General features: G+C 45.2%; 15 protein-coding genes. 8 read left to right on the forward strand and 7 right to left on the reverse strand.

Annotated elements, in window-relative coordinates; translation table 11 throughout:
• Positions 1-13: 13 nt before the first annotated feature.
• From QMA41_RS00840 to rplY, 5 genes are all read right to left on the reverse strand, one after another.
• Complete coding sequence (locus QMA41_RS00840) at positions 14-1,378, reverse strand: PTS transporter subunit EIIC (protein WP_281628579.1); 1,365 nt, start codon at positions 1,376-1,378, stop codon at positions 14-16.
• A gap of 207 nt (positions 1,379-1,585) precedes the next feature.
• The gene (locus QMA41_RS00845) at positions 1,586-2,314 is read right to left on the reverse strand and encodes a GntR family transcriptional regulator (protein WP_281628580.1); all 729 of its coding nucleotides are present in this window, start codon (positions 2,312-2,314) and stop codon (positions 1,586-1,588) included.
• 231 nt (positions 2,315-2,545) lie between these two features.
• Entirely contained in the window at positions 2,546-4,384 is a 1,839-nt protein-coding gene (locus QMA41_RS00850) for a DUF4105 domain-containing protein (protein ID WP_281628581.1), read from the reverse strand.
• Between the two features lie 17 nt (positions 4,385-4,401).
• Positions 4,402-4,887 carry a DUF3015 family protein gene (locus QMA41_RS00855; RefSeq protein ID WP_281628582.1) on the reverse strand — a complete coding sequence of 162 codons (486 nt, stop codon included), beginning with the start codon at positions 4,885-4,887 and terminating at the stop codon, positions 4,402-4,404.
• 410 nt (positions 4,888-5,297) lie between these two features.
• The gene (rplY, locus tag QMA41_RS00860; RefSeq protein WP_006962536.1) at positions 5,298-5,576 is read right to left on the reverse strand and encodes a 50S ribosomal protein L25; all 279 of its coding nucleotides are present in this window, start codon (positions 5,574-5,576) and stop codon (positions 5,298-5,300) included.
• Between the two features lie 339 nt (positions 5,577-5,915).
• Here rplY and QMA41_RS00865 point away from each other — a divergent pair, with 339 nt between their 5' ends.
• From QMA41_RS00865 to QMA41_RS00900, 8 genes are all read left to right on the forward strand, one after another.
• On the forward strand, positions 5,916-6,644 hold the full coding sequence (locus tag QMA41_RS00865) for a glycosyltransferase (protein ID WP_281628583.1): 729 nt from the start codon (positions 5,916-5,918) through the stop codon (positions 6,642-6,644).
• An 18-nt stretch (positions 6,645-6,662) separates the two neighbouring features.
• Positions 6,663-7,937: an LssY C-terminal domain-containing protein gene (locus QMA41_RS00870; protein WP_281628584.1), complete on the forward strand. Its 1,275-nt coding sequence runs from the start codon at positions 6,663-6,665 to the stop codon at positions 7,935-7,937.
• A 109-nt stretch (positions 7,938-8,046) separates the two neighbouring features.
• Positions 8,047-8,706, forward strand: a complete 660-nt coding sequence (locus tag QMA41_RS00875) for a winged helix-turn-helix domain-containing protein (protein WP_021456804.1) — start codon at positions 8,047-8,049, stop codon at positions 8,704-8,706.
• Positions 8,699-9,148, forward strand: coding sequence for a hypothetical protein (locus tag QMA41_RS00880; RefSeq protein WP_006962532.1), 450 nt, complete (start codon positions 8,699-8,701; stop codon positions 9,146-9,148). The genes QMA41_RS00875 and QMA41_RS00880 overlap by 8 nt, the downstream gene beginning before the upstream one ends.
• Before the next feature lie 191 nt (positions 9,149-9,339).
• Complete coding sequence (locus QMA41_RS00885; protein WP_281628585.1) at positions 9,340-10,542, forward strand: efflux RND transporter periplasmic adaptor subunit; 1,203 nt, start codon at positions 9,340-9,342, stop codon at positions 10,540-10,542.
• Positions 10,529-13,597 (forward strand): efflux RND transporter permease subunit, encoded by a 3,069-nt coding sequence (locus tag QMA41_RS00890; protein WP_281628586.1) that lies wholly within the window; start codon positions 10,529-10,531, stop codon positions 13,595-13,597. The genes QMA41_RS00885 and QMA41_RS00890 overlap by 14 nt, the downstream gene beginning before the upstream one ends.
• 3 nt (positions 13,598-13,600) lie before the next feature.
• Entirely contained in the window at positions 13,601-14,290 is a 690-nt protein-coding gene (locus QMA41_RS00895; protein WP_281628587.1) for a winged helix-turn-helix domain-containing protein, read from the forward strand.
• Positions 14,283-14,735: a hypothetical protein gene (locus QMA41_RS00900; RefSeq protein ID WP_006962528.1), complete on the forward strand. Its 453-nt coding sequence runs from the start codon at positions 14,283-14,285 to the stop codon at positions 14,733-14,735. The genes QMA41_RS00895 and QMA41_RS00900 overlap by 8 nt, the downstream gene beginning before the upstream one ends.
• A gap of 53 nt (positions 14,736-14,788) precedes the next feature.
• Here QMA41_RS00900 and QMA41_RS00905 read toward each other — a convergent pair whose 3' ends face one another.
• Positions 14,789-15,592, reverse strand: a complete 804-nt coding sequence (locus tag QMA41_RS00905) for an N-acetylmuramoyl-L-alanine amidase-like domain-containing protein (RefSeq protein ID WP_281628588.1) — start codon at positions 15,590-15,592, stop codon at positions 14,789-14,791.
• A gap of 99 nt (positions 15,593-15,691) precedes the next feature.
• Positions 15,692-16,435 carry a DUF481 domain-containing protein gene (locus QMA41_RS00910; RefSeq protein ID WP_031342848.1) on the reverse strand — a complete coding sequence of 248 codons (744 nt, stop codon included), beginning with the start codon at positions 16,433-16,435 and terminating at the stop codon, positions 15,692-15,694.
• Between the last annotated feature and the right edge of the window lie 10 nt (positions 16,436-16,445).

The following is a 16,445-nucleotide window of genomic DNA, read 5'->3' on the forward strand; positions in this document are numbered from 1 at the left end:
TAGTGGTGAAAAATTATTTAGGCTCTTTGTAAAGCAGCTTTGTTAGCGCGAAAGCCGAAGCCGCACCCACCAACATAACAAGAACATACATTCCTAGACCGCCGCCAAGGTAAAGCAGAACACCCGGTAGCATGGTTGCGCCCGTACCCGCTGAGCCGATACCCGCAATTGCGCCCAAACAGCCACCTAGCGCACCACCAACACAGCCGTATAAGAAAGGTTTTACGCGAGGTAAGGTAATCGCGAACATGGCTGGCTCAGTAATGCCAAATAGAGCTGGCAGTGCGGCACCAAACATTCCCGTGCGTTTAACCTTGTCTGTCTGCATTGACATTACAGCCATTGCAGCACCGAATTGACCTGCAATAGCTGCCGTACCCAATGGGTTGATGTAGTCAAAGCCTGTGTCTGTCACCATCGCGATAGTGATAGGCACGATGGTGTGGTGCATACCTGTTACCGCCATGAATTGAATCGCGCCGCCGTAGATCAAGCCACCAATGCCGTATGGGATTTGTAAGAAATAGAGCACAGCTTCGGTAATCAGCTTCTCAATACCGAGTAGGATTGGACCAACGAATACTAAGCCTGCGATCAAAGAGACCAACAGAGTGATAAATGGTGTCAGAATGAGGTCCAATACTTCAGGGATATATTTGCGTGATGTACTCTCAACTAGAGCAGCGAACCAACCCATAAACACCGCTGGAAGAATTGAACTCTGTAAACCAGTTACCGCAATCTCAAAGCCCATAAACGGAATCATCATCGCTTCTGCGTTACCGAAAGCGACATCCCATTTACTAGCTAGTTGCGGAGCCACCAGCATCAAGCCCAAAACAATACCGAGCACTGGATTACCACCAAACACGCGCATCGCCGACCAAGTCACCAATACTGGGATAAAGATGAACGCAGTATCGGTTAAAACTTGAGACAACGTATTAAGCTGTGGAGAGAGCTCAATCCCGAAACCGTTAACCAACAACCCACGCAGCCCCATAAGCAAACCGGTCGCAACTAGGGCTGGAATAATGGCGACGAAGATGTCAGAAAAAGTACGAGTTACCGTTTGGAAGGTGCTTACTTTGTCATTTTTCTCTTCTGCTTGTGGCGTTTCTTCAATAGCTTCATTGCCTTTCATGGTGGCAAAAACCTTACCCACAAAGCCCGTACCCAAGATCACCTGGTGCTGACCATTTTGGAAAAAGTACCCGTGTACGCCTTCCGTTGCGCTGAGTCCTTCAGCGTTGACTTTTTCATCATCCTTGGCCACAACACGCAGTCGTGTTGCACAGTGATTCAGTTGTACGATATTGCCCTCACCTCCCAGTAAGGACATGACTCTATCCGCTACAACTTTCGCATCTCGCGCCATAAATTTCGTCTCCAAAGAGTGCAAAGAAATAACAACCTGTATTTAACTTGTATTTATGATAATACAGGTAAGATACAGGTTGTATTTTTGGTTGTCGTTTTTTGTTATTCGTCACACTTGTTGTTTACCTGAAATGCATAAGATTGCTTACCTTCAAAAACCTATAGATAAAAAAATAGCCCACAAACGTGGGCTATTCGACATGCTCTAAACTCGGGCGGTTATCTCAAAGTCATACAGACTAGACTTATAATAAACCGTTGAGTATTCGTATATTTTCTGCTCTTCATAGAAGTTCTGAGAGTGGTTGATCAAGATAGGGTCAAGCTCTCCAACATCCAAAAATTGCTGAACTGTCACGTCGGGCAACGCGGGTAACAGTTTCTGTTGCGTCTTGACCATCTCAATACCGTGACGACTCAAATATTCGAACTTTGATCCCTTGAGATCGTCTTTTGTTAGGTTGGGAAGTAGTACTCGTGGGATGTAGAACTCTTCAAATGAGACGACTTGGTCGTTAACCAGTCTTAAACGACGAGCAAAATTAACGGGATCACCAACAGCGATATTGAGTTTTTGAGCGACAAGCTCGTCTGCAGGCTGCACCTCAAAGGCATCGACAATATTGGTCGCTTCTAGACCCGCACCAGCTGCCTCTTGCGCCAATCCAGACATAGATAAGAAGTCATGACGCAGCTTATTGGATTTAACAAAGCTGCCTTTGCCCTTTTCGGAAAAGATATAACCGCCATCATTGAGCTGTTGCAACGCTTTACGCACCGTAACACGGCTGACTTTCAACAGCTCCACCAACTGATTCTCAGACGGTAGCTTACTGCCTGCTGGATAAGTGCCTTTATCAATCTCGCGCTTTAATTCTCCCGCGACTTGAATGTATAACGGCTGCAAATTTTTTTGCTCAAATAACTCAGTCATAATTCCATAAAAACTAAGGGGGGTAGGGGCATCTTACTTAAGGTACGAGGGAATACCAAGTCTACCTGGTGAGAGAAAATGACTTGTATTCTAACAGGCAGAAAGTAGGCATATGACGAAAACGGACGTGATAATTGGGTTAGTTTGCGATTTTATTCTAATGATGCTTTCTTATTAGCAACCCTGTCCCTTGCTTTCATACATACGCGTTGGGTACATGGGAAGAGTAACTTAAAAGTATCGATTGTAATGAACACCTACTAACTTGTCGTAACTTTTCTCGATGTTTATACGAATGTCTGCTTTATTGCTGAGGCTGTAGCGTGCGTCCCCGTAAAAAATAAAGTCCCAGCCATTACCATCCCAACCAATTGAAGGAACCACTCTCAGGTGTGTTTTCCAGCTATCAGACCAGCTATAAAGCACCCCTGTCGGAAGTTGAAATTCAGAGTCATCAAAGTAGGTGAAATCGACTTGTCCACCAATCATAGAGTAAGCTGAAAGGCTGCTAAACCGGCGTTCAGCTAGACCTAAGTAACCTTTGAAGTATGGGCGATAACACTCTTCATCGTGGCATTCGCTATGTTCAATTGAGAGAGCCAATTGCCATGCTAAGCGATCGTTTTCAAACAAATCCACATCATTGGTGTTGAGTGAAGCTACATTAAGCAAATCCAGCTTTTTAAGACGGACCTTGTCATCGGTTATGTGCAGCTCAGTGTCCAAAACCGTAAGAGCAGAATCTTTTAGTCGAGCAACATCAATAGACAGAAAATCATAATAAGCACCATAACCCCGCAGACTGACATATCCTTTGTAGCTGTCACTATAACCTGCACCCATACCAAGATTGATGGGTAGCTGAGCTAAATGGGGTGGCTTGGCCTTGCTCTCCGGCCAGTCCACACTAAAGCTATCCAACTGTAGCCTCGCCAGCAACAACTCTCGCTTCTGTTCCTTGTAGTTGTTGTTAGCTTCATTTTTTGTGACTAACAACAATTCTGTGTACTCGGTTAATACATCTAGAACCTTGGCTTTTTCATACTCAGAAAAATCATTCGACTGCATAAAAGATTCCAGCTTTGAAATGTCTTTGGCAATGATGAGTGCTCGCTGCCTTTCTGAATTACTTAAGGCGAGGTACTTATTTTGAATACGGCTGTACTTAGACTGACGTTGATTGACCTTTTTCACTAAAGGTTGCCCATGATGCTTAGCGTCCGGAAGAGCGTGGAATATATCAATGGGCATGTCCCACGGCTGAATCCCGGTATCTAGGGGCTGATCCAGCACAATACTCAAAATGTCCTTAAACGCAGTAGAGCAGTTGTCGCTAAGGAAGTAATAGTTGAAATCAACATCCTGCAGCTCAAACAGGTGTGCCTGTATTAGCGCCACTTCTTGTTTGGTCAGGCTGAGTTCATATTCCCACAGCTCCCGTTGCTCATTCTCAGCATAATTACCAGTATGAAGATAGTAAGTTGCAGTGGTATAAGTGGCACTGTAACCACCAAAAATACCATACAGTACATACTTCACAGGGTTGTCGTCAGGGTGCGCATTCGCGCCGAAGTTGATACCTGTATCGAGTAGTTCGATATCCGTTTGATTGTCGCCCTGGCGGTTAAATTTCATCATCAGGTGACCAAAAAAGGAGGCGGGGTTTCCTAGGTATCCCGTTACATAAACAAGACTGACCGACTCGGTTTTGCTGTGCTGAATCCATTGTTGATAGTCTTCGCAATCTTGTAAAGACAGGGCTAAATCAGCACCGAAGTTGTCTTTAACCCAGATGTAACGGGCAGGGTAGCGGCAGTGTGCCATTGCTGAAGGTGTCATAAAAGCGCTGAGAGTAGCGATCAATTCGGCTTCTGCATCAACACTGCCGTTTTCGGAAAGGAAAAAGTCTGGGCTGGAGATGGTACTGCTGCCATCTTTAAAGTGCAGCAGTTTGGACCACTGATTTATCTGCTTTTCACTCAGTGAAGCTGACCCCGATGCTGGCCAGGAGGACAGTAGTGTTATAGAGAGCAATATGCCCAAACAAGACGACACGCCAGCGCGTATCATCTGTTTGCTAACATGGGCTAAGATGCCGCGCACTGCTGTGAAGCATGTTTTGCCACAATTCGGTAATAGCTGTCAGCCTTCTCATGGTGAGGCATTTCAGCATAGTTATCATTTGCCAGCACTTTTGCAAAATCACTTCGGATGCCCTGACGGACTATCTTTTGCTCTTTTTGTCCGCATTCAAGGATATTCAGCATCGCAAGCATATGCTCACCTTCACCTTGAACCGTTTCTTGTTCCAGTTCCGGGTAGGTTCTGTCGATAAACTGTGCAGCAGCATAAAATGGGCCCGAGCACGAACCTGGGGTTGAATAATAAGAGATAGATGCGGTAGTACCTAAGTCCCACGTAACGTTGGTAGTAACGGCAAGCCAGCCGCTAGCATAGCCGTTGGCAACCCAGTGCCCTAAACCACATCCTTTATAGATGCCATCTAGTGAAGCATTAGCATGTGGTAGGTAAGCAAAAATGCTTAACAGCAAAGCTAGGATTCTGTATTTCAAAATAAACTCCCCTTATTTAAGCTGGCAAGAGTCGAGCAAATTAAAAACTAATCGCTTGTTTTTATACTCTAGATGCAAAAAAACAAAAAAGTGAAAAGAAGTTTCCTTTGGGAGGGTTTTACGTCTCTGTTTGAGAGTTTATCTACAAAAAGGTACATACCTAGCAGCGTGTCTGTGAACCTGCAGATCAACGACATGCTGAGGTAGACAGTTTAAATGTAAGTAGGCCAATTAGAGTTTAGTGGTTACATGATTTGCAGGAGGGTAGAGGCTTTTCTCCAGCCCAAAAACGGTGAAACCCCGATGTTGGTAGCATCGGGGTTTCGAATTTTTAGAAGTCTCGGTTGGTAAGGCCGATATTCTTTATGCAAAAGGTTGGATTTAATCCGATTTAATTCCTTGGTAGGGAATTAGATGCGGATGAAGTCCATGTGCTCAACTTTTGGCTTGTAAGCGTGACGTTGAACGTCTTGTGGCTTAACTTTAACTTCAGCGCCGTCGATCACTAGAACGATACCTTCGTAGAACTCAGGCTTGTCCATTTGGTTAACAACGTCGTCGTGGTTAAGAACGATAGATACTGGCGCAGCCTCACCACCGTAAACGATAGCAGGGAATTGACCAGCGTGACGTAGGCGGCGGCTCGCACCTTTACCTAGTTCAGTACGTACTACTGCTTCAAATTTCATAGTATTTACTCTCAAATATGAAAAAAATAACGTCACATTCTGCGATGCGACCTCGCGTGAATGTGGTAAACGCTTTCGAGTAATTGGTAGTAACTCTTCAAGCGAGCGCGGATACTATCACTCTCTCGATTTTCCCGCAATAGAAAACCCGTTTAACTGGCTATCTTTTGAGTAAATATTTTCAGTCGCTTACCGTTGTTTGAGGCGGGCACAAGATACTTACATTTTTATAGCTAAACAAGCGTTCAATATGAACCGAATCTGAACATTCTTCTCACGCTTGATTAAGTCTCACGACGGTATTGTTCATATCGTGAATGATAGATTGAGGAGTTCGTTATGGGACCAGTAAGTATTGTTGTCATTACCTTGAATGAAGAAAAACGCATTGGGCGTTTGATGGAAGATTTGAGCAAGCAGACACATCGCGATTTTGAAGTGATTCTCGTTGATTCAGACAGCGAAGACGCGACTAGAGAAGTGGCGAGCGCGTATGAGGCTTCTTTACCTGCATTGACCGTGCATAAGATGGATACTCGTGGTGTGAGCCTAGGGCGTAATACGGGCGCGTCTATGGCAAAGCATGAGCGTTTGTTGTTTCTCGATGCGGATGTACGACTAGCGCCAAACTTTTTAGCTAACGCCGTCAGCCAGCTGGAAGAAAAGCAGCTTGAGGTAGCTGGTGTGTATATGGGCGCCAAAGATCTGCCTGTGGTACACAAGCTGGGTTACGGTTTGTTTAATTTAGGTCTGTTTACGACGCAGTTTATTTTCCCCACAGCGGTTGGGGCGTGTATTTTCTCGACCAAACGCGTACATGAACAACTGAATGGCTTTGATGAGCTAATCGTATTGTGTGAAGACTGTGACTATGTGAAGCGTGCCAGCAAAACATGGCGGTTCCGCTTCTTGAATCTGACGTTCGGCTTTGATCCTCGCCGCTTAGATCAAGATGGTATTTTCAAAATGGGTATGACTTACTTTAAAGCCAATGTTCGTCGTTTTTTCTTTGGTGAAATGCGCAATAACGAGATGGAATACAAGTTCGGCCACTATAAAGAGCAGTAATACTCAGGGACTTTGGTTATGTTTGAAGGAGCTAGCCTGTTTATTGGGGCCTTACTGGATGCGTTAATAGGCCCCAATCTATTTGTGCCGGGAGAACCTTTTCTGATCGCAGCGGGTTATCAGTTGCATCAGGGGGTTATTACTGGCGTCTTCGCGGTACTGCTTGGTGGCTTTCTTGGCGATCAGGCGAGTTATTTCATTGGGCGAAAAGTAGGCGTGCCTGCTCAGAAAAAGTTGATTAAGTGGCAGCCTAAGACCAGACGCCCGATAGCCCGATGTCGTCATCTAATGGCAAAGCGAGGTAACGCGGTATTAGCGTTTGCTCGTCTACTTGGGCCTGTAGCATGGGTTGTGCCGTTTATTGCGGGCACCAATAAGATTACCTGGGTGCGATTTAGCGTTTTTTCTTCTATTGGGCTGGTGCTGGGGGTAGGCCAGTTTGTGATGTGGGGCTATCTGCTCGCTTATGGCATCGATAAATTTCCAATGATCGCTGAAGTCAAAGCCGTCATTGTTGAGCACCAAGCCAGCCTCATTGCCGTTGCTGCCAGTCTGGTTTTTCTGTTTATTGGTAAACGCTTAAAGTGGCGTTTGATGTTGCCTAAATTCTCGTTGTTTCTGCTGGGTGCGATGCTGTACGCCAACTACACGCACTTTTTCCATATGTCCGATGACTTTGTTGAGCAGACAGGGCCGGTTCCAAAAATTGCACCCACTGCGCTGAAGTTCAAAGCGTACCCAGGGAAATCATCGGTATTCGATGCACAGGCTATCAACGTGCTCTATTTTGGCGACTCACCACGTGAGTTGATGTTGCAGCTTGGCTGGATTGAGAATCAAACATTTTCACGTCATGACATTGACCCATCCGTATATTTAGATTTGATTAATAACCAGACTCCGCCAGTGTCTGATTTATTTTGGAACCAAACCCCTCAAAATTTGGCATTCCAGCTTCCCGGAGATTTGGTTCAACGAAGCCACATTCGCTGGTGGAAAGGGGGAGTGGACCCACAAAGTCATCAGACGATGTGGCTCGGAGCAATAAGCTATGACAACGGATTAAAATTCACTGCCTATTCGGGCATTTTCACTGTACTGCACAGTATTGAACCAAATGTGGATAAAGAGCGGGATAAACTTGCCCAACAGGTAAAGTCGGTATTGCCGCAGCAAGCAATCGCTTTTCAGCCGCTATCTGCACCTACCGCAATTGATGATCAACATGACTATTTTACTGACGGTCAGATATTGGTCATTCAAGAAACAATAATCCCTCAGACTGGAAGCTAGATAACAAAAAGCCTAACGAAAACTCAGTCTTAATCGGTTGAGTTTTTCTTTTTTATAAGTTTTAAGATATGGTTAAGGTATAGAAAGTACCTATATTCAGTCTATTACGATGCTGATAATTAATAATAATCATATTCTCAACTTGCTTGCTGGTTCAGTGGAAGACGCTGATTCCGGTCAAAAAACTATGCTTGGTGGTAACGAAGTTGCACTACTTCAATACATGATTGAGCACCCCCATAAGCCCCTCTCTAAATCAGAACTTCTGGAACAGGTCTGGCATAAAAAAGGCGTTATTGTTGAAGAGAGCAGCTTGCTGCACTGCGTATCAAGCTGCCGAAAAGCGCTTCAAGATAAAAACAGCGAAATCATCAGTACGATTCGTGGTGTTGGTTATCAATTTAACGGTGAAGTCAGGGATTACGAACCAGAGGCTTTAGCTGACAACTCTGTTTTATCTTCTTCGGCGGAAAGCGAAGTTCTCTCCGATGTATCTTCAACGGTATTGAAAAAGCGCAATGCGCGCTATCTGGTTATGTTTAGCCTGAGCGCTTTGGCGGGATATCTGCTTGTTTCTACTCTACGTACGCCTTGGGTTGAAGCTGACTATACTGAAACCCGTTACTTAGGGTGTACGGTTCAGACAGACGAACCTATTACATTGGCTAATGTCCGTGCTTTCCAGACCGGTAATCAGGTGATCTTGGTTGATCAGGATGGAACGTCAGTCAGTTACCTACCTGAAGAAGTGGAGGTGATTTGTGAATAAGACGATGACGATCACCAGCGTGTTAGCGGGTTTAGCGATTGGTGGAGTGGCAGCTTACGTCAACTCACCGACCATGAATCAGAACTTTGAAAGTCATACGCAAATAGTTATACCCAAGCGAGAAGGTAGTGAGCTGGTTAAAATGCGTGCGTCACTGAACCTGAAACGTTCTGGCCAATACGAACTGTATTTCTTGACTGGGAATCTGGTTGGGTTTAATACCACAGGGCATTATGACTTTGACTCATATGGTTTGTCACTGATGCCAATCTCCGCTGAGCAAGTTGTGCCAGAGGGTAAAAAGTTGAACATTATGGAGACTATGTTCAGTCAACGAGGAATGCATTCAATGGAAGAGTTGAAAGTCATTCGTATCGGTAAGGAGCAAACGATTCTGGTTGCACCAAGATACTCCTACCTGTTTGTCACTGCTGAACAATAATGTTCAAAAATAGTGCAAAAGCCAGCATTTAGATGCTGGCTTTTTTTGTGCGTTTTTTCTTTTAAAAACATGGTTTTGAGGTTTTTTAATAATGGTTCATGATTAAATATCATCCACCTGACAAAGCCCTAACTTAGCAAGGAAAATCTTAGGTATAACAAGCGGCAAGTTTCATCAATTAGAGACAAATCATGAAAAATTCTAAGGCTCTGCCGCTGTCTATTTTATGCACTGCTAGCTCCGTTTATGCTGTTAACGTGATAGCAGAAGATCAAGTTCCTGCGACTCCGGTAACCGTCGAAGTAGTTGCCGAGCAATCAAGTGCAGCTTCACTTAACGAAGTTGGCAAAATTAAAGCAACAGATTCCGCCGCGCTGACGTTCAGTGCTGGTGAAAAACTTAAGTCGTTAAAATTCAGCGATGGTGATGTGGTTAAGAAAGGTGAGTTAATCGCTCAACTTGATGATGACCAAGCTAAAGCTGAACTCGATAAAGCAGAGAGCTCACTGGCATTAGCTGAGTCTAAGCTAGACCGAGTGTTGGCATTGCTAAAGAAACAACCAGATTCCATGTCTGCTCAGGATGTAGAAGAACTTAAGCAACAAGCAAACCTTGCGCGTGCTGATTTCCGTCAGAAGAAAACTGACATGCAGAACTACCAGTTGGTTGCGCCATTTGATGGTCAGCTGACGAACTTTACTCATTCTGTTGGTAGCCGTGTTGAAGCAGCAACGGCCTTGGTTAGCCTGATTAAACTTGACCCGGTTGAAGTGCATTACTCAATCAGCCAATCAGAAGTCGGCAAAGCGAAGCTTGGCCAGGCAGTCTCTCTAACCGTCGATGCATACCAAGACCAGACGTTCACTGGCAAGGTAAACTATATCGCTCCACTTGTTGATGAAAGTTCTGGCCGTGTAGAAATTCACGCGCATTTTGATAACCCAGAAAATGCTCTAGTTCCGGGTATGTTCGCCAAGGTTTCTCAAACGATTGGTGAGGCAAACTCACATCTAGTGGTTTCTCAGACGTCTATTGGCGCTGACGGAGACCAGCGTTTCGTTTGGGTCGTTGAAGACAACAAAGCGATCAAGCGTCCAGTCGAGCTTGGTGAAAACACCAATAATGGTTACGTGACGATTGAATCTGGTCTCAAGCTAGGCGAAACCGTTGTTGTAACAGGCCGACAAAACCTCAATCACGAGGCTCCTGTATCTGTTCAAAACACTAAATCACCAGTGACTTTGCCGTCACGCACTTTACCTGCTCAGCCAGTCAAAGAAGCGGAGGCAGAGAAACCTGCCACTGAACTTCCGACCGAAGTAGAAAAAGAAGAAAAAAAGGTAGCTGAGCCGGCAAACGAAAAGCCAGCGGAGGTAACGAATGAAGCTGCCTGAAATATGTATTAAACATCCAGTGCTCGCCTCAGTGCTGAGCATTGCGATTGTTCTACTGGGGATAGTCTCCTACCAAAAACTTGCGATTCAATATTTTCCAGAGCGCCAGACTGCATCGGCTACAGTAAGCGCTTCAATTACCGGGGCGAGTGCTGAGTTTATGTCACAAAATGTGGCAGAAGAACTCATCACTGCAGTCACAGGTCTCGATAAGATCAAAACGATGACAACGGATTGTCAGGAAGGCAGCTGTTCTCTCAAGATCCAATTTGAAGATGGGGTCAGTGAAGTTGAGTACGCAAGCCTGATGAACAATCTGCGCAGCAAGGTGGATGGTATCTCTGACTTCCCGCCAGCGATGACAGACAAACCGACAGTAACGGATGACTCTTCTGACACGGCAATGCCAAGTAACATTATCACATTCGTTAACCGTGGTGAGATGGAGAAGCAAGAGCTGTTTGACTTCATCAGTCAGCAGATTGCTCCTCAGTTCAAAAACGTACTGGGTGTTGGTGGTGTGTGGGGGCCATATGGTGGTTCCAACCGCGCTATTCGTGTTTGGTTGCAACCTGAGCGTATGGCGGCTCTGAATGTCAGTGCTTCTGACGTAGTAGGTACGCTGAGCACTTATAATGCGACGTTTACTGCAGGTACGATTAAAGGTGAAGTTCGTGACTTCTCAATCAACCCTGTCAATCAGGTAACGTCTATTGAAGATGTGCGTGACCTCGTTATCCGTGTCGACAATGGCAACATCGTTCGTGTTAATGATGTGGCTGACGTTCAAATGGGTGAGGAGAGCCTTGAGCCAAGCATGCTTCATGTTGATGGCGATATGGCGATGTCTCTTCAGGTGTTACCACTTAAATCTGAGAACCCAGTTACGGTTGCGAACCGCGTAAAAGCGGCCATGGAAACCATGGAAGTACCGGACAATGTTGAGATGAAGATGGTCTACAACCAGGCTGACTTTATCGAAGAAGCGATTGACCAAGGGTTTATGACGTTGGTTGAAGCGATTGTTCTGGTATCGGCAATTGTAGTTTTGTTCTTAGGTTCACTGCGCGTTGCAGCGATTCCTCTGATAACCATACCTGTCTGTGTGATCGGCGTGTTTGGTGTAATGGCAATGCTAGGCTTTAGCATCAACGTGTTGACTATTTTGGCTATTATTCTTGCGATTGGTCTGGTGGTTGATGATGCTATCGTTGTGGTGGAAAACTGCTACCGACATATTGAAGAAGGTCTTTCACCATTTGAAGCAGCACTTAAGAGCTGTAAAGAGATTGTTTTCCCTGTCATCGCAATGACCTTAACGCTGGCTGTGGTGTACTTGCCGATTGGTTTGATGTCAGGTTTGACGGCGGATCTGTTCCAACAGTTTGCCTTTACGCTAGCAGCATCAGTCATCATCTCAGGATTCGTAGCATTAACTCTGTCTCCGATGATGAGTGCCTACATGCTGAAATCAGTGACAACGTCACCAAGGTGGTTCCAGTGGGTAGAAACCAAACTGAACGCCATGACTGACAAGTATATGGTGTACCTGAATGCATGGTTCAAGCGTCCACGTCAGGTTTTAGCGGGTACTGCAGTGCTGACTATTTTGTCTGTTGTTGCTGTATGGTTTATGCCAAAAGTTCTTCTGCCTACAGAAGATACTGGTTTCATTGAAGTGACTTCTCATGGCCCTGCTGGTGCTGGTCGTCTATACGACTTGGATAACGCTGACCAAATCAACGCAGTGTTTGAAGGTAACAAAGAGATTGAAGCTAATCTTGCTTACATTGAAACTGCACCGACTAACCACGTGTTGCTGAAGCCGTGGGAAGAACGTAATAAGAGCGCTGACGAAATCATCAATGAGATGATTGCTAAAGCGAAGGAAACTATCTCGGCGTATACGACGTCTTTCTCTGTACGTTCTGCTGACAACCTTGATGTGGCAGATAATCTGATTCTTCAAGTGACAACCGTTAACCGTGACCTAGACGAGCTGTCTGATACTGCAGCGAAAGTCGTTGAGTTACTTGAGGATTACCCAGGACTGTCGAACGTTGATAACTCAACGCACCGTGACCAGCTACGATTTGATATGTCGATTGACCGCAATGCGATTGTATTGTCGGGCGTTGATTACGGTAACGTAACCAATGCAATCTCTACTTTCTTGGGCTCTGTGAAGGCTGCCGATCTGCAAGCAGATGACGGATTTACCTACCCAATTCAGGTACAGGTAAACCGCCAAGCGTTAGGTGACTTTAAAGTTCTAGATAAGTTATACGTTAGCTCTGAATCTGGTCAAAGGTTGCCACTGTCTCAGTTCGTATCGATTAAGCCTGTGACGGCAGAATCAAATATTAAAACCTACGGCGGTAAAGACGCTGCAGAGATTACTGCAGACTTGGTACCAGGTTACAGCGCGGATGATGTTCAAGCATTCCTTGATGAGAAGCTTCCTGAGTTACTGAAAGCGGGGCAAAGCTACGAATACGACGGCGTGATTAAAGAACTTAACGACTCATCAGCGGGTATGCAGATGCTGTTTGGTCTGGCGCTGATCTTTATCTTCCTGATCCTTGCTGCTCAGTTTGAGAGCTTTGTAGACCCATTGGTTATTCTGATCACCGTTCCTCTGTGTCTGGTTGGTGCGATACTGACGTTAAGTGTCTTTGGTCAAAGCCTGAACCTGTACTCTAAGATTGGTTTGCTGACTCTGGTTGGTTTGGTGACCAAGCATGGCATCCTGATGGTGGAATTTGCCAACCTAAAGCGTAAGGAAGGTGTGGAAGTGATGGAAGCGGCGTTGATGAGTGCACGCTCTCGTCTACGTCCTATCCTGATGACGTCTCTGACGATGATCATTGGTTCGCTTCCTCTTGCTCTGGCTGAAGGTCCGGGTTCGCTAGGTCGAGTAAACATTGGTCTGGTTCTGGTCGGCGGTTTGACGATTGGTACTTTCTTCTCGCTGTTCTTTGTACCAATGGCTTATGTAGCGGTAGCAAAGCTTCGCGAAAAAAGCGTATTGCGTAAGCAGCTCGTTGAGGGGTAAAGCATGTTACTGATTAATGAAAGCCATATTCTCGATGTTGAGCAAGGTTATATTCACAGTCAGGGAAGTAATGTTCGTCATCCGATAGGAATCAATGAGATAGCGCTACTGAACTATATGATCGAGCGCACCGGTGAAACACTGACAAAGCATGAATTAATGCATGAAGTGTGGCTAAAGCGTGGCATCGTAGTAGAGAGCAGTAGTTTATTGCACTGTATCTCCAACTGTCGCCGAGCGCTGGAAGATCGCGCTGGTGAAATCATCCGCACGGTTCGTGGTACTGGCTATGAATTTGTGGGTCGGGTCGATGCCTATCAGCCAGCAAACGAAGTTGAGCAAGTTGAAGCAGTCATTCCTGAGGTGGTAGAAATACCTGTCCCTCAGGAACCCAAAGAAACGCTACGCAGTCGTTTGGCGAAATACCGCTCCCAGCTTATTACAACTGGATTGTTTGTTTTCGGTGCAGTCGCCAGCTACTCAATCATCGAAAATTCGAGCTCACCATTGGCTTATGCATCTTTTGAGCAGCAAGAGTTTGCCTCTTGCTGGTTTACGCCGGAAAACAACGGAGCGAAGGTGCATTACCAGAACTCGACTTTATACGATTTTGGCGAACTAACGTTATTAGTGGACGGCCAAGGTCGCTCTTTGAGTTTCAGTTCAAATAGTGGAGTCATCAGTTGTGAATAAGTTATTAGCCATTGTTCCGCTTATTGCGGGCGTTGCTGTCGGGGCTGCGGTTTCGTACATTGATGACAACCAGCTTAACCGTCATATGATTAGCCACACGGTAGCACACGTGTCATCCACTGATCCGGATGATGATTTTGCTACCACGCTACCAATGAGAATTGAACTGACTCTTAAAGAGAACAGCAGCTACGACGTTTACGCGGTATTGCCTAAAAGTCGTGTTGGATATACCGGTTCAGGCCGATACGAGCTTGATAGTGATGGTGTGTTTTTTGCGATGGAAGAACATCAACCGCTAGATATAGAACCGTTACGTAAGGGTATTATCGAGCAACTGTTCGTCAGACCTGGTTCCTTTGACGGTCACATGAAAGTGGCCAAATTGGGGGAAAACAATGCGGCACTTGTGGGGCATAAAGTCATATTGCATATGACTTACTAAATCGGCGTTAATCGCAGACAAAAAACGGCAACTTGTTAAGTTGCCGTTTTTTTTTAACTTGAAGAAGTGCTTGTGGAGAACCGATAAACGATGATACCGGGTTTGCTTTTCAGATATTCCAGCATTGGCGTGTCGACGACTTTACCTTCGATGGAGGAGGCGTGGCGGAAAATGGGTTTGTCACCATTTTCGACGAAGATACCTGTATGAGAGACGTCTAGTCCGCGTTTATGGCTGTATATACCGATTAAGTCACCGCTTTTCAGTTCTTTAATTAAAGAATCATCGACAAATTCTCGTGGGATAAAACTGATGTTCTTGTCTTTTATCGGAACAGAAGGGATCCAACGTTCACCTTCAGGTGTTTTTTGATTAATGTGCTTAACGGTCGTGACTGCTCGGCTATCAAGATCAAGCGTTATGTCTTGAACATTAAATGGGCTGTTTTCCAACCAATCAGAAAAGAAATGACGGCGCATGAGAAAGTCTACGTTACCGTATAAGTAACGCGCTAGCTTAAGATTCTTATCGAACTGGCCGAAGGAGTCTGAAAAGGCGAGGGAAGTAACGTAGTCGAGCAGAGTAAAGCAATCGACGTGGTTGAAGTTTTTAACCAACACTTCTTTATCTGAATTGATGGAAGTAAGTGTATTTGCTTCATAGTCGACTCCGATAAACATACCGGAGGTTTGAACGATGCGATCAGGTGTGCTGAGTTGGTTGTCGTTCTGAATCGTTGTCAGAATCTCTTGTTCATCTACGCGTTTGTCCTTCTCCATTCGCAAGTAACTGGAGAAAAGGCTGCCACCGGCAATGGTGGTGGCAGTAATTGACAACACTACGAGGGCTTTTCTCATACAATCATCCTTGTGTAGCCTCTTGCTTTTATGAGTTTTGACGTTGTTTCTTAACTCAAACCTACCTGACCGCAAAGCTAATTAATAAATGAAATAACCTTAAAAATCGTAACTAAGACTCATCGTCGAGTAGATTTCATCATTAGATTGATCGTCAGCAACGGTGGTGTTGTAGATGTATTCCACATCGAAAACCAGCGCCAAACTGCCCATCAGGATGTTCTTTACGTAAGCTTTGGTGTTGTAGTGAGTATTCTCCTCACCGTGCGCTACGTCCATAACTGCACCGACAGAAAATGTTTCTGAAAACGATACGGAGCCATCCAATGTTGAGGTCGCGATGACTTCGTAGTTGCGTAAGGAGGGGAATTCACTATCGGTTGGTTGACGTTCAGAGATTCGGTAACCCGGACCGAGTGATACAGACAGTTTGGCTGTATCGGTATTATGTAAATAGAAACCGAGGCCACTCATTAAGACCCATTGTTTGCGATATGTGCCGTATAGGTCGTTTTCAAAACGAGTAGCTGCTCTTAAGAAGCTGGTTTCGGTATAGTCATAGGTTGACCCCGCATTAATGGTGTAGCGGTTGGCACCATCGTCGGCGTTGTCGGCGTCCGTATAGTAGCTTTCAAAACCACCTTTGTGTTCCCATTGATCTTTGCTATAGCCTAAAATCAACGCAGTATTGTAAGACAGCGATGAACTGGTATTTTCGGTATAGATAAAGCCCAGTTTTGTCTGAGCCGAAAAAGGGTCTTGAGGAAGTGTCTCTTCTTCCTCTGCGTGTGCTGCACTCGTAGCCAGAGCAACAGCCAGAGCAATCATTGATTTTGTTTTCATTTGAATAAAG

Source organism: Vibrio sp. St2 (assembly GCF_947311885.1).
Classification (GTDB): Bacteria; Pseudomonadota; Gammaproteobacteria; order Enterobacterales; family Vibrionaceae; genus Vibrio; species Vibrio coralliilyticus.

Excerpts from the sequence above, each read along its gene's own strand:
- QMA41_RS00840 (WP_281628579.1), bottom strand. The coding sequence starts at position 1,378 with ATGGCGCGAGATGCGAAAGTTGTAGCGGATAGAGTCATGTCCTTACTG.
- QMA41_RS00845 (WP_281628580.1), bottom strand. The coding sequence starts at position 2,314 with ATGACTGAGTTATTTGAGCAAAAAAATTTGCAGCCGTTATACATTCAA.
- QMA41_RS00850 (WP_281628581.1), bottom strand. The coding sequence starts at position 4,384 with ATGATACGCGCTGGCGTGTCGTCTTGTTTGGGCATATTGCTCTCTATA.
- rplY (WP_006962536.1), bottom strand. The coding sequence starts at position 5,576 with ATGAAATTTGAAGCAGTAGTACGTACTGAACTAGGTAAAGGTGCGAGC.
- QMA41_RS00865 (WP_281628583.1), top strand. The coding sequence starts at position 5,916 with ATGGGACCAGTAAGTATTGTTGTCATTACCTTGAATGAAGAAAAACGC.
- QMA41_RS00870 (WP_281628584.1), top strand. The coding sequence starts at position 6,663 with ATGTTTGAAGGAGCTAGCCTGTTTATTGGGGCCTTACTGGATGCGTTA.
- QMA41_RS00875 (WP_021456804.1), top strand. The coding sequence starts at position 8,047 with ATGCTGATAATTAATAATAATCATATTCTCAACTTGCTTGCTGGTTCA.
- QMA41_RS00885 (WP_281628585.1), top strand. The coding sequence starts at position 9,340 with ATGAAAAATTCTAAGGCTCTGCCGCTGTCTATTTTATGCACTGCTAGC.
- QMA41_RS00890 (WP_281628586.1), top strand. The coding sequence starts at position 10,529 with ATGAAGCTGCCTGAAATATGTATTAAACATCCAGTGCTCGCCTCAGTG.
- QMA41_RS00895 (WP_281628587.1), top strand. The coding sequence starts at position 13,601 with ATGTTACTGATTAATGAAAGCCATATTCTCGATGTTGAGCAAGGTTAT.
- QMA41_RS00905 (WP_281628588.1), bottom strand. The coding sequence starts at position 15,592 with ATGAGAAAAGCCCTCGTAGTGTTGTCAATTACTGCCACCACCATTGCC.
- QMA41_RS00910 (WP_031342848.1), bottom strand. The coding sequence starts at position 16,435 with ATGAAAACAAAATCAATGATTGCTCTGGCTGTTGCTCTGGCTACGAGT.